Origin of the sequence: Propionivibrio sp. (assembly GCF_029255185.1) — a bacterium.
Classification (GTDB): Bacteria; Pseudomonadota; Gammaproteobacteria; order Burkholderiales; family Rhodocyclaceae; genus Propionivibrio.
This window is the reverse complement of record NZ_JAPUVO010000053.1, coordinates 1-12,021: the sequence shown is the minus strand read 5'-3', so window position 1 is coordinate 12,021 and position 12,021 is coordinate 1. Positions and strand designations below refer to the sequence as shown.

Annotated in this window: 14 protein-coding genes; 8 read left to right on the top strand and 6 right to left on the bottom strand. The window is 55.3% G+C overall.

Features of this window, described 5'->3' with window-relative positions; genetic code table 11:
• The coding region (locus tag Q1J43_RS01680; RefSeq protein ID WP_301100570.1) for a hypothetical protein at positions 1 to 181 on the top strand (181 nt) is incomplete at its 5' end.
• Positions 182 to 531: 350 nt separating this feature from the next.
• The gene (gene mazF, locus Q1J43_RS01675) at positions 532 to 930 is read left to right on the top strand and encodes an endoribonuclease MazF (protein WP_301100568.1); all 399 of its coding nucleotides are present in this window, start codon (positions 532 to 534) and stop codon (positions 928 to 930) included.
• Between the two features lie 67 nt (positions 931 to 997).
• On the opposite strand, the gene Q1J43_RS01670 is transcribed toward mazF, so the two are convergent.
• Positions 998 to 1,171, bottom strand: coding sequence for a zf-HC2 domain-containing protein (locus Q1J43_RS01670; RefSeq protein WP_301100566.1), 174 nt, complete (start codon positions 1,169 to 1,171; stop codon positions 998 to 1,000).
• Positions 1,172 to 1,177: 6 nt separating this feature from the next.
• The gene (locus Q1J43_RS01665; protein WP_301100564.1) at positions 1,178 to 1,738 is read right to left on the bottom strand and encodes a sigma-70 family RNA polymerase sigma factor; all 561 of its coding nucleotides are present in this window, start codon (positions 1,736 to 1,738) and stop codon (positions 1,178 to 1,180) included.
• Positions 1,739 to 1,860: 122 nt separating this feature from the next.
• On the opposite strand from Q1J43_RS01665, the gene argB reads away from it, so the two are divergent.
• From argB to Q1J43_RS01650, 3 genes are all read left to right on the top strand, one after another.
• Positions 1,861 to 2,748, top strand: a complete 888-nt coding sequence (gene argB / locus Q1J43_RS01660) for an acetylglutamate kinase (RefSeq protein ID WP_301100562.1) — start codon at positions 1,861 to 1,863, stop codon at positions 2,746 to 2,748.
• A 223-nt stretch (positions 2,749 to 2,971) separates the two neighbouring features.
• Positions 2,972 to 3,568: a nucleoid occlusion factor SlmA gene (gene slmA / locus Q1J43_RS01655; RefSeq protein ID WP_301100561.1), complete on the top strand. Its 597-nt coding sequence runs from the start codon at positions 2,972 to 2,974 to the stop codon at positions 3,566 to 3,568.
• Positions 3,569 to 3,669: 101 nt separating this feature from the next.
• A complete protein-coding gene (locus tag Q1J43_RS01650; RefSeq protein WP_301100560.1) occupies positions 3,670 to 4,776 on the top strand; it encodes an acyltransferase in 1,107 nt (368 codons plus the stop codon).
• Between the two features lies 1 nt (position 4,777).
• Here Q1J43_RS01650 and hemB read toward each other — a convergent pair whose 3' ends face one another.
• Entirely contained in the window at positions 4,778 to 5,788 is a 1,011-nt protein-coding gene (gene hemB / locus Q1J43_RS01645) for a porphobilinogen synthase (RefSeq protein WP_301100559.1), read from the bottom strand.
• 174 nt (positions 5,789 to 5,962) lie between these two features.
• Positions 5,963 to 6,673 (bottom strand): ribosome biogenesis GTP-binding protein YihA/YsxC, encoded by a 711-nt coding sequence (yihA, locus tag Q1J43_RS01640; RefSeq protein ID WP_301100557.1) that lies wholly within the window; start codon positions 6,671 to 6,673, stop codon positions 5,963 to 5,965.
• Positions 6,674 to 6,791: 118 nt separating this feature from the next.
• Here yihA and Q1J43_RS01635 point away from each other — a divergent pair, with 118 nt between their 5' ends.
• Both Q1J43_RS01635 and Q1J43_RS01630 read left to right on the top strand, forming a co-directional pair.
• Complete coding sequence (locus Q1J43_RS01635) at positions 6,792 to 7,427, top strand: c-type cytochrome (RefSeq protein WP_301100556.1); 636 nt, start codon at positions 6,792 to 6,794, stop codon at positions 7,425 to 7,427.
• Positions 7,428 to 7,448: 21 nt separating this feature from the next.
• Positions 7,449 to 7,880, top strand: coding sequence for a CBS domain-containing protein (locus tag Q1J43_RS01630; protein ID WP_301100555.1), 432 nt, complete (start codon positions 7,449 to 7,451; stop codon positions 7,878 to 7,880).
• 4 nt (positions 7,881 to 7,884) lie between these two features.
• Here the strand turns inward: Q1J43_RS01630 and Q1J43_RS01625 are convergent, their stop codons facing one another.
• Together Q1J43_RS01625 and Q1J43_RS01620 are read right to left on the bottom strand one after the other, a co-directional pair.
• Entirely contained in the window at positions 7,885 to 9,210 is a 1,326-nt protein-coding gene (locus tag Q1J43_RS01625; protein WP_301100553.1) for a hypothetical protein, read from the bottom strand.
• 114 nt (positions 9,211 to 9,324) lie between these two features.
• Positions 9,325 to 10,512 (bottom strand): FtsX-like permease family protein, encoded by a 1,188-nt coding sequence (locus Q1J43_RS01620; protein ID WP_301100551.1) that lies wholly within the window; start codon positions 10,510 to 10,512, stop codon positions 9,325 to 9,327.
• A 214-nt stretch (positions 10,513 to 10,726) separates the two neighbouring features.
• Here Q1J43_RS01620 and Q1J43_RS01615 point away from each other — a divergent pair, with 214 nt between their 5' ends.
• Positions 10,727 to 11,809 (top strand): hypothetical protein, encoded by a 1,083-nt coding sequence (locus Q1J43_RS01615; RefSeq protein WP_301100550.1) that lies wholly within the window; start codon positions 10,727 to 10,729, stop codon positions 11,807 to 11,809.
• Positions 11,810 to 12,021 lie beyond the last annotated feature (212 nt).

Below are 12,021 nucleotides of genomic sequence, written 5' to 3'. Positions count from 1 at the left end.
GCGCCGTCCTTCAGATGCTGGCTGGCCAAGCGTTCCTGACATCGCCCCGAAAGGCAGCCTGGATCAGCCTGAGCGTATTGAGGGGTGCACCACTGATCCGGCCATGCGAGGTGTGTTGATCTTGCCGTCGGCGCGAAAGGTGGAACGGATCACCCCGCACGGCTTTCCGCGATGCGTCTGAATTTCGAGGTGCATAGGATGAGCAGACATGGCTACATTTAAAATGAAAAAATCGACCAAACCCTTGTTTTGAGCGGATTACAGCGATTTGGGGTGAACAAAGCGCGTTTGAAGTAATGCGGCAATGCTGACATGTGTTCTATGCTGATCATGATCTTGGGCGACTCCTGGCGGTAGTGCTCTTGGATGAGGGAACATGACAATTGGGACTGCGCGTCGTGCCGTAGCGCGCGGACGAAGACCAGTTTGGGCGTGTCATCGCGCTCGCTGTAGCCTTCACGGATGCGCCGATGCCGAGAAGCTTAGCAACGCGACCCATTCCTGCTTGTACGTGGCGACGTACCAAAGTGTGTGGCCGATCTTCGCCAGATCGCCCAGATCGTGGTGTTGAGCCATCAGCTCCCGATAACGTGGCTCCTCGCTCTCGCTCGCCTTGGCGGTGTCGTCTGGCTAGAGTTCGATCCACAGGCTGGCCACGAACAGGCAGGTCGCCGCCCTGCGCTGGTCATCAGTCCAGCGGGCTATAACGGCAAGACCGGATTAATGGTTTGCTGCCCCATGACAACCAAGATCAAGGGGCATCCTTTTGAGGTTCTGGCCGAGGTCGACGGTGTCGCCAGTGCAGTGCTGTCAGATCAGGTCAAATCACTTGGCTGGAAGATGCGGCGAGCAAAGAAGAAAGGCACTGTGTCGGCCGATGACATGGTTCATGTACGCGCAAAGATTGAGCCATTAATGATCATCCAATGAGCCGTCGTAATAGCTCGAAGTTGTTCAGATTGATTATGAACGCCCTTACGTCCTCTAGCAGCCGTACTTACTCCCCGGGGAAGTTCCTGAATGCTTGTCGAAGAAAATCCATCTGCCTGTCAAAACAACGGCAGGCGGTGCACAACATCAGATGCACACGCACGGAGAGGCGCTCAGCAAAACTGAGTTGACGATCCTGCCCTTCGCTCACCAGCCTGTGAACATCCCGGCACGATTTCATTCCCTATCACCTCGCGCCAAACCAGCGCATCTGCAGGCACTCGCGCAGTCGCATGCGTGCCCGATAGAGCACAACCCAACAGTTGGACGAACTCATTTTCAATTCCTTACATATTTCTTCGGTCTCGAAACCGAGCACCTCGCGCATAGTGAACACTCGCGCCACGTTTTCCGGCAAGGCTTTCATGCACAACTCGAGTATCTCGTAGAAGCCACGCTGCTCGATCACCGCCGCCGGATCGCCCCAGTCGCCGGGCGGCTCCTGCCAGTGTCCGGTACCATCGAAGAGCGCGTCGAAATCTTCATCGCCCTGTTCGTCGACCAGCGGCAATGAACCTTCGCGCGCTCCACGGCGCAGGTGATCGACAATCTTGTTGCGCAGAATGGAAACCACCCAGGTCTTGAACTGGGAACGGCCAGAAAACGCACTTTTACCCTCCAGCGCAGCAAGCAAAGTTTCTTGCACGACATCCTCTGCCGCAGCTTCATTGCGCAGTTGCAGCATGGCGAAGCGCAGCAGTGTCGGACGAATTTTCCGCAGCGATTTTTGCAGGTCGGTGTCGATCATGGCTGTACTCTAGCGACAGCTCATGACATACGCAAGAGTAGCCTTGCACACAAAACTGGTTTCTATCTTTTTATTTGCCAATGCTGCGAGTAGAATTGCCCGTCATTTCAAGGAACCCGACCATGCCCCCCCCACAATCTTCCCCGGCGCAGGAAGCGGCCATTCTTGCCGAAGCATTGCCTTACATTAAACGCTTCCACGGCAAGACCATTGTCGTCAAATTCGGCGGCAACGCCATGGTCGACGAGAACCTCAAACAATGCTTCGCACGCGATGTTGTCCTCCTCAAGCTGGTCGGCATAAACGTCGTCGTAGTGCACGGTGGCGGCCCACAGATCGAGAGTCTTCTGACCCGCGTCGGCAAAAAGGGCGAGTTCATCCAGGGCATGCGCGTTACCGATGCCGAGACGATGGAAATCGTCGAAATGGTGCTCGGTGGACAGGTCAACAAGGACGTGGTCAACCTGATCAATCAGGCGGGCGGCAAGGCTGTCGGACTGACTGGCAAAGACGGCAACCTGATCCGTGCCAAAAAACTCCTGCTGCACAATCGGGACAACGATGCCGACCTGATCGACATCGGCATGGTCGGCGACATTACCCAGGTCGACCCGGCATTGATCGCCCATCTTGAAGCCGGCGCTTTCATCCCGGTAATCGCCCCGATTGGCGTCGGCGAGAAAGGCGAGACCTACAACATCAACGCCGATGTCGTCGCTGGCAAAATCGCCGAAATTCTCAATGCCGAAAAATTGGTGCTGCTGACCAACACCCCGGGGGTCCTCGACAAAGATGGAAAACTGGTTACCAACGTTACGCCAAAGCAGATCGACGAGATGGTCGCTGACGGTACGCTTTACGGCGGCATGCTGCCGAAAATCAGCTCGGCGCTCGATGCCGCGCGTAGCGGCGTGAAGAGTGTGCACATCATCGACGGTCGCGTCGAACACGCGCTGTTGCTGGAAATTCTGACCAGTCACGGCGTTGGAACGATGATCAAGCGTCAATGAGCAACGCCTGCCGAGACGGCTCTGCGCTGGCGTCTTTACCGTGCGCATCGCGCCGCGTACCTGACTGTTCGACCTTGCATGGAACCGTGTGGGTGAGTACCTGCACACGCTAACCGCCCTATGTAGACGTAAAGCTGGCTTCAATTCTCAACTTGCCCTGCCATCTTTGGAAGCTATAATCGATCCTGCAAAAACAAACACATCGGGGATTGGGGACAAGGGCATGGCGAAGCCGGGCGAGAAAAAACTACAGATACTACAAACACTGGCCGTGATGCTGGAAGACCCAAAAGGCGAAAAAATCACTACTGCCGCCCTCGCCGCCCGGCTCAATTGCTCGGAAGCGGCGCTCTATCGCCACTTTGCCAGTAAGGCGCAAATGTTCGAGGGGCTGATCGAATTTATCGAAACCAGCCTATTCGGTGTCATCAACCAGATTTCCGCTGAGGAAGCGCAAGGCCTGCAACAGGTCGAACATATCCTCGCGCTGTTGCTCAACTTTTCCCAGCGCAATCGCGGCATGACCAAGGTGCTGACCGGCGACGCGCTGGTCAACGAAAATGAACGTCTACAGACACGCATCAACCAACTGCACGACAAGATCGAGGCAGTGCTCAAGCAAGCGCTGCGTGTCGCCGCAACGCAGGAGCAGATTGCCGTCACCGCCGATTTCGGCGCTCTGGCCAATGTTCTGCTCTGCTACATCATCGGTCGCTGGCAGCAGTACGCCAAAAGCGGTTTTACCCGAGAGCCGATGACCCACTGGCCGCAGCAATGGCCAATGCTATGCGTCGCCTGCCTGAGCCAAAGATCGGCCTGAGACCTATGCTGGATCGAACAAAAAATATCGCGTAGAATCCGCAGCTTAGTAAATAAGCCCGCAAGTTTCCGACCAGCACCTTCTCAGCACGGACCCACCGCATGCGTACTGCCGCAACGAGACTGGCTTTTATCGACGCCTTGAAGGCGATCGCTTCGCAGCTCATCGTTCTACACCATCTGGCGTTCTACGGCCCGATGTCCGATGTCGCCCGCGAATTGGCCCCGGCGTTGTTTTCCTGGCTGAGTCAGGATGCGCGCATCGCGGTTCAGGTCTTTCTTGTCATCGGCGGCTTCCTGGCAGCAAAAGCGCTGGCCCCCGCCGGCAAGCTGATCAGCACTGCCCCGCTCACCCTGTTGAAAAACCGTTATTTGAAGCTGATCATCCCCTACCTCGCTGCGGTCTTGTTGAGCATTCTGTGCGCGGCCATCGCCCGCAGTCTGATCGAGCACGATTCGATTCCCAACCCGCCGACCCCGTGGCAGGTATTGGCGCATATTGCCCTGCTACAGAACATCCTCGATGTCGACTCGCTGTCGGCAGGCGTCTGGTACATCGCCATCGACTTCCAGTTATTCACTCTGCTGCTTGGCACACTCTGGCTCGCCCGCTCGTCCGGGAAAGAGGGCATCGCTACGCAACGGCTTGGTACCCTATTGGTCAGCGGACTAGCGCTGGTTTCGCTGCTCTACTTCAACCGGGATTCACATTGGGACAATTGGGCGCTCTACTTCTTTGGCGCCTACGCCCTGGGCGCACTGAGCTATTGGTTAACGGAAACCGAAAAAAACCCCTACTGCTTGCCGTTCATGACGGTCATCGTTGTTGCCGTGCTGCTCATCGACTTCCGCTCACGCATCGCGGTCGCACTGCTCACCGCGCTGGCTCTCGGCATTTCCCGACGCAGCGGGTTCATGGGAAGCTGGCCTAAAGGGAAAGTCCTGGCCTATCTCGGGAAAATCTCCTATTCGGTATTTCTAGCCCACTTTCCGGTAGTTCTCGTCGTCAACGCGATATTCTCGAAAATCACACCGGAAAGCGCAGTTGCTAATGCCTTTGGCATTGTGCTCGCGTGGGCCGTCAGCATTGCCGTTGGCGCAGCATTCTTTCACTGGATCGAGAGCCGCGCCAGTTACTGGCAGGGGCTGACCATCGACCCGGTGCTGCGCGTCCTCGAACGCTTCGTTCTGGTATTCAGAACCAGATAAGTCAGCCCTTGAGCCAGGCAGCCGCATCGAGTGCAAAATAGCTCAGGATGCCATCGGCTCCCGCCCGTTTGAAAGCGAGCATGCTCTCCAACACGCAGGCCTTTTCGTCCAACCAGCCATTCTGAGCGGCAGCCTTGAGCATGGCGTACTCACCGCTTACCTGGTAAGCATAGGTCGGCACCTTGAACTCGTCCTTCACGCGGCGGACGATATCGAGATAGGGCATCCCCGGCTTGATCATCACCATGTCAGCCCCCTCGGCAAGATCGAGCGCCACTTCGCGCAGGGCCTCGTCGCTGTTCGCCGGGTCCATCTGGTAGGTCGTCTTGTTGCCCTTGCCAAGACTGGCCGACGATCCGAGCGCATCGCGGAAAGGACCATAGAAACTCGACGCATACTTGGCCGAGTAAGCCAGAATGCGTGTGTGGATCAATGTCGCCGCGTCCAGTTCGGCACGGATGCGCGCCACGCGGCCGTCCATCATGTCGGACGGGGCGACCACATCGGCGCCGGCCTGCGCGTGGACAAGCGCTTGTCTGGCCAGCACGTCGAGGGTCTGGTCGTTGAGCACATAGCCGCGCGGGTCGTCGGCGTCGATCAGGCCGTCCTGACCGTGGCTGGTGTAGGGATCAAGCGCGACGTCGGTAATGATGCCAAGTTCAGGAAACTCTTTCTTGAGCGCCGTCACCACCCGAGGTACGAGGCCCTCTGGGTTATAGGCTTCTTCGGCGCCCGGTGTCTTGAACGCAACATCAATCACCGGAAATAGCGCCAGTGCCGGAACGCCAAGCTCAAGCGCACGCTCAGCCGTTCTCAACACGCGGTCCAGGCTCTGCCGCTCGACACCGGGCATCGAGGAAACCAACTCGATTCGCTTACTGCCTTCGAGGACAAACACCGGGTAAATAAGGTCGTCAGCAGTCAACGCCGACTCACGTATTAAACGGCGGCTAAAATCGTCACGACGCATGCGGCGCATGCGTGTGCCAGGAAAACTTGCATTGAAATTCATGGTGCTCACGTCACCCTCGCAGAAAAACCGAAAAAATCCCGCATGCGGGAACTTATTTCTGACCACGCCACTCTCAACATTCGGATGGCACACGCCGTCTCCCGCTTCATCTCCCTGAGCGGGCGCCTTGCGTCTAGGCAAGGCATTTCGCCCCCGGTTATCACCGGGGGCTTTTTATTTCCGCGCAAGGCCACCGGCCGTTCTAGCACTCCAACCGATGGCCTTGCGGTTCTTCGGCCGTGCGACTTTCTCGGTGCGCAGGCCGACGGGCGGTGTGGCACCTGGCCTTGCTTCCATAGCGAGCCAACCGCCAAGCACTGCCTCGGCCTCGGCAACCCCCGTTTTTTTCAGACTAGAGAACAGTTGCAACGTACAGTTGTCGCTGATTTTATCCAGGTCAGTCTGCACGTCGCGCAAGGCCAGCGTCTGCTCCTGACGGGTCAGCTTGTCCGCCTTGGAGAGCAGAATATGAATCGGTTTTCCGGTCTGCGCAAACCAGGCCAACATCTGCAAGTCAAGATTGGTCAACGGATGTCGACTGTCCATGATTAGCACCAGGCCGACCAGTGGCTCGCGGTAGCGCAGATAGGGCGCCAGCAGGCCCTCCCATTGCGAGCGTATTTCCTCCGGCGCCTTGGCAAAGCCATAGCCTGGCAAATCAACGAAATACTTGCCGGCATCAAGAGTGAAATAGTTCAGATGCTGAGTTCGCCCCGGTGTCTTCGAAACAAACGCAAGGCGTGTGTGGTTGGCCAGCGTGTTGATGGCTGACGACTTTCCGGCATTCGAGCGTCCAGCAAAAGCAACCTCTCGTTGGGAATCAGTGGGCAAATCGGGCAATTTGGCGACGGTCGTGTGAAAAACCGCCTTCTGAAAAATAGGCATTGGCAAATTGGAGAGGTTGGGAGATTGGGGCGGGCGCGACTAAGCCCTAAAGTGCTATAGAATATCAGGTTTGGGAATTTGCATCTCTGCACTCGGACTGATCAATAGGAGTTTGTCCATGATTCGCACCACTGCACTCGCGGTACTCACGACCCTTGGCTTCTCCGTTTTTGCGGCGGAAGAAGTCAAAACCACATTCGATCTGACCAAGGCCAAAAAAATCGCTGAAACGGTATGCGTCGCCTGTCACGGTGCAGACGGCAACAGTCCGACATCGGCCAACCCGATTCTGGCGGCTCAGGGTGCGGACTACCTCTTCAAGCAACTGACCGAGTTCAGGGCAGTGGACAGCAAACCGGCGGTCCGCAACAATCCGATCATGGCTAGCATGACCGCTGCACTGACCGTCGAAGACATGAAAGGGCTTGCCCTCTACTTTTCGCAGCAAAAGCGGAAACCGGCAAGCGCGACTGACGAAAAGCTGGTCGCGGCAGGCAAAAGCATCTGGCGCAAAGGCGACTTCGACAAAGGGATTCCTGCCTGTGCCGGTTGCCACGGCCCGACCGGTTCCGGCATACCGGCACAGTACCCAAGCCTTTCTGGACAATATGCTGAATACACTGATCTCCAGTTGAAGAACTTTCGCAGTGAAGAGCGCTCAAACGACCCAGAGAGGATGATGCGCAGCATTGGCGAAAAACTATCTGACAAGCAAATCAAGGCGCTTGCCGACTACATCGCCGGCCTGCGCTGATTCCACCCACAAGGACGCCTCATGAAAACACTCAAGCAACTCATTGAGAGCAAGAACAAAAAACTAGCCGCCGTTGCCCCTGAGCAAACGGTGCTGCGCGCGCTGGAAATCATGGCCGAGCATGATGTCGGCGCCCTGCTTGTGCTTGACGGCAAACGCCTGGCGGGCGTTTTCTCGGAGCGCGACTATGCGCGCAAGGTGATCCTGCAGGGCAAGGCTTCAAAAAGCACCAAAGTCAGTGAGATCATGTCCGGCAAGGTGGTTTACGTGACGTTAAATCGCACGGTCGAGGAATGCATGGCAATCATGACTGAAAAACACTTCCGCCACCTCCCCGTTCTTGACGATGAGCATAATGTCGTAGGCATTGTTTCAGTGGGTGACATGATCAAGGAAATGATTAGTCAGCAGAAATTCATCATCGACCAACTGGAAAACTACATCACCGGCTGATCGATCAATTGCGAAAGCGCGACTCGAGGAAGCGCGTGGCGTTATCGAGGTCGCTGTAGATCTTGCTGCCATTGAGCGCCGAAACAAATTTTCTCCAACTGATATCAGGCTCCCCCAGGCGAAAACCGTATAGACCCCGGGATTCGCTTCTCTTTTCGCGCAGGACGTAGGCGCTGACGCGAGAAATGTCGGCGTGACCCAGCTTTATAGTCACATCGCACCAGATATTGAGCGGCAGTATGCCATGCGCAAAGGCCTGGAAACCATCTAAGGAGACTTCGACTACCTTGATCGAGATGTTTCCCTGCTTGCCTTCGTCCGTAGTGTAGGTAATTCGTCCCGGGCATTTCACCGAAAAGCGCTCGTGGCGACGCAAGGGGCTAGCTCCCGGACTCTCGGAAGGCGCCGGCAGGACCGCCCGGTACTCTGGCAGATCATAAATGGAGTGAAGCAGCGCCTTTTTGCGCTCGCTGAGATTCGCGAAGGTGCGCGTCCGCACATTAAAAAAATGGTCGATCAATGCGGGCGTCAGCACCGGGTCGTTGGTCGTGAAAAAACGACGGTTCGGGAAATGGATATTGGGTAATTTTAATTCAATGAAGTAGGCGTAGAGGTTGCGGCGAGGTGGCTTTGAAGCATAATTTTCACGAAAAATCTCCTCGGCCTCCTTGAGATCCAGAGTGGCGCCGATCGCGGGTGCGCCGTTGACGAAATCGTAGTTTTCGATGACGTTTGCTGTCAGCCGCCGAAAAAACAGCAGCGACTCGTACATCTCGATATGGCTTGGATTAACGGCAATGACCAGATGCCGGGTATCGAAAAATGTGGTGCAATATTCGTACATGAATTTCATTAGCGGAAACAGGATGGTACCGCCCGTTCTGCGAAATTTTCGATTGATGGCGAGTGCCGACACTTCGGCGATAAAGCCTTCCTTCTTGCGCACCGCACTCAAGTCGAAGATTTGTTGAAGAGGGAAGCCCATCGCGCTTTCACGGATCAGCGAGATGGTCCCAACCACCTCGCCGTCGTATTTGGCGCAAAGCGTTGTGGTGGTAGGCAAGGCGTGATAAATGGTCACCCGCATTCCGGACGGATCAGGCTTCATGAAACCGCTATCAACGTAGGCATCGTGCAGAACCGCGAAACAGGCTTCGAGTTCTTCTTTGGTTTCGGCAATTTTCAGCACCAGCCGCTCACTCGGTGCCGGGTTGCAGTCAGCAAATGAACGGAAAACTGCGAATCGTCTTTTGCGCGGCAGCCAGGAAATCAACTTTCTTGCCAATTCACGCACGAATTTTCGTGAACGTGAACGAAGCCACTTCAGCATAGTGCCACCTCCGGCTAAGTTATTTTTTCCCGTACAACACTTAGGCCCACTAAAGCAAGGGAAATGACCTGAGTTGGAGTTTAATCGAAAGTCAGGCCTGGCGTCAGATCGACTTCAGGCACCCTGGCGCAGCGCGTTGACCACCGGCATCCGCGATACCCGCCGCGCCGGCAGCACAGCGGCCAGGCAAGTAGCAACAAAGCCAATACCACCCGCAGTAAGCACCTCCAACGGAACAACACGGATATAGGCTGTATAACCCAGATTAGTGTTGGGTGGCGGTGGCATCGGGATGCCGATGGCCGAAATCACCCAGGCCGCGACGCAGCCCAACAGCATTCCCAGTCCTGCGCCAATGATTCCCAGACAAACGCTCTCGGTCATGATCAACTGGAACACGCTTCCCGGCCTGTCGCCCAGAGCCAACATGGTGCCAAACTCTCGCGTCCGTTCAAACAGCGTCATGTTGACGCTGTTTACCACACTCAAGAGCACCATCAGCAAAATGATGAAGCGCAAGATGCCAAACTGACTGTCATAAAGCTTCACAGTCTTTTCGTAATAATCTGACAGTTCTCGCCATGAGGCCAGTTCATACCCCTGCTGTACAAATTTTTGTTTCAGTGAGGCAAGAACGCGGTCGGTATCATCGGTTTTGTCGAGAACGAGCACCATCACATGCGCAACGTTGACGTCCATCAAATTGCGTGCTGCTGAAAGCGTTATGCGGACGGCTCGCGCATCAAAATCTTTTGAAAAGCTCTGAAACACGCCGATCACTTCAAAATCAAGCGTATTAACTGCCCCTTGAGCTAGGCTGATGACCAGATTCACTCGATCGCCGGCCTTCAATCCCAGCGACTTGGCAACACCCTCGCCTAAAACGATTCCGTCATTATCGGCATCTGCCAGAGCGCGCCCTTCGATATAGTGCAGCCAGGTACCCAGCTTGGCCTCGGCAGCCGGCTCAACCCCTTCACCGATAATGCCAAGGTCCCGTTTGCCATTGTTGATGACTCCGGCAAAGCCAAGGCGAGCGAGTGCCAATTGCACGCCCGGCTCTTTAAGCAAATTCTGCTTGAGCTTGTCCGGCTGCTCGATAACATAGTCTTCCGGGGCCCGCGTGTGCCCCTCACGATAGCCATGGCGAGCGATCTGGATATGGCCGCTTTGTGAATGAATAACCGCCTCGCCCAACTGAATGAAAATATCCTGGACAAAGCCACCGGCCAGGATCAATCCGGCAACGCCCAGGCTGATCGCTGCCAGCGTTCCGAGCGAACGCAAACGTTGCCGAAACACGTTTCGCAGTGCAAAGGAAAACCGATGTGAAAAATGGAATTTCATATGCCACCTGCAACATCGGTCAGAATACTTTTTGTTTGAGCACACTCATTGTTTGTGTGTAATGGAAATGGACAGAACTGCTTAAGAATAAGTTTAACTGCTAAACTTCGTCCGTGAGCTTACCTTGGGCCACAAAAGAATCGTCCATACGTACGACCGGGAGGCTAGCATGAAAAGGTGTATCAGGTGTCTGATTCCCGAGTCAGTACCCGGCATATCGCTATCGTCAAATGCCGTCTGCAACCTGTGCCTGGACATTGATACGCTTAAAGCCAAGGTCGCGGAAGAAGACAAATCGCGCCTACGGTACGAAACCGATTTTGAAAAAACCCTAGCGGAATGCAGAGGGCAAGGTGAATACGATTGCCTGGTCCCACTTAGCGGCGGCAAAGATAGCATCTACCTCATGCACCGTCTCAAGGTCGACTACGGACTCAAGGTGCTGGCCTTCACAGTGGATGTAAATATCCCGGCTCTGGCCTGGAACAATATCCGCCGCTCGCTCGCCAAGCTCGATATCGACCATGTCACCTACTCACCGTCGCACGAGTTTTACGAAAAAACGTTCCGTTATCTTCTACGCAATCAGGAGGAGCGTGGCGCGGTCTATACCATCTCCTATGTTTACGCTCCGCTTTTTGAAGGCGACGCGATCAACCTGGCGATGGAAAAAGGTATCCCGCTTGTTCTGGCGGGATACTCCCCCGGCCAGCCGGAACCTGAACGCATGCTCTACGAGTTTTCCCGTCAGTTGATTTGCGAAACGGACTGGACGCCTCCCGAAATGGCTTCTTGCGGCGAGTTTAGCGCCGCAGAACTAGGGAGGTTTTACAACCCGAAAAACTACCCCCCCGGAACACAGTTTCCGCGTTACCTCGCCCCCTTTCACGCTTGGGCTTATAACCAGGAAGACGTCATGCGCAAAGTGGTCGAACTCGGACTGGTCGCCACCAATAAACATGCCAATCCGATCCACAGCAACTACCCGATCAACTGGCTCCTGATGTATTCCGACCTTCTCTCCTTTGGCTATAACCCTTACGCTCCGGAGTTCTCAGCCCTCATACGCAATGGCAAAGCCAATCTGAACTATTGGCGAATCATGGGTCCTTTGGTCAATTTTTTCATCCGGCATCGACTCGGTCCAGGCAAGGAAGTCACGCGCAGTCTGAATTGGCTTGGATTGACCGCGAAAGATCTGCGCATTACCAAACCCCGCGGCGCCTACGACCCGATTCCTGGACACGCTTGAGAAGACAGCCAGAATGTATCAATTACTAAGTAGTCGCTAAATAAGTCGACAAATTGGGAACTTGTCACAAGAATGACGTTCATATATTCCATGAAACGAGATGGACGAACTTTTGACCGAAAGACGCTGGAGGAAATTCGGCTGATGGCGGTCGAGCGGGTGCGCGAGGGAGAGCCGGCGACGAAGGTGATTGAAGCCTATGGATTCAACCG

What these genes read in the sequence shown, in the direction of transcription:
- Q1J43_RS01670 (WP_301100566.1), bottom strand. Translation starts at nt 1,171, where the DNA reads ATGAAATCGTGCCGGGATGTTCACAGGCTGGTGAGCGAAGGGCAGGAT.
- Q1J43_RS01665 (WP_301100564.1), bottom strand. Translation starts at nt 1,738, where the DNA reads ATGATCGACACCGACCTGCAAAAATCGCTGCGGAAAATTCGTCCGACA.
- argB (WP_301100562.1), top strand. Translation starts at nt 1,861, where the DNA reads ATGCCCCCCCCACAATCTTCCCCGGCGCAGGAAGCGGCCATTCTTGCC.
- slmA (WP_301100561.1), top strand. Translation starts at nt 2,972, where the DNA reads ATGGCGAAGCCGGGCGAGAAAAAACTACAGATACTACAAACACTGGCC.
- Q1J43_RS01650 (WP_301100560.1), top strand. Translation starts at nt 3,670, where the DNA reads ATGCGTACTGCCGCAACGAGACTGGCTTTTATCGACGCCTTGAAGGCG.
- hemB (WP_301100559.1), bottom strand. Translation starts at nt 5,788, where the DNA reads ATGAATTTCAATGCAAGTTTTCCTGGCACACGCATGCGCCGCATGCGT.
- yihA (WP_301100557.1), bottom strand. Translation starts at nt 6,673, where the DNA reads ATGCCTATTTTTCAGAAGGCGGTTTTTCACACGACCGTCGCCAAATTG.
- Q1J43_RS01635 (WP_301100556.1), top strand. Translation starts at nt 6,792, where the DNA reads ATGATTCGCACCACTGCACTCGCGGTACTCACGACCCTTGGCTTCTCC.
- Q1J43_RS01630 (WP_301100555.1), top strand. Translation starts at nt 7,449, where the DNA reads ATGAAAACACTCAAGCAACTCATTGAGAGCAAGAACAAAAAACTAGCC.
- Q1J43_RS01625 (WP_301100553.1), bottom strand. Translation starts at nt 9,210, where the DNA reads ATGCTGAAGTGGCTTCGTTCACGTTCACGAAAATTCGTGCGTGAATTG.
- Q1J43_RS01615 (WP_301100550.1), top strand. Translation starts at nt 10,727, where the DNA reads ATGAAAAGGTGTATCAGGTGTCTGATTCCCGAGTCAGTACCCGGCATA.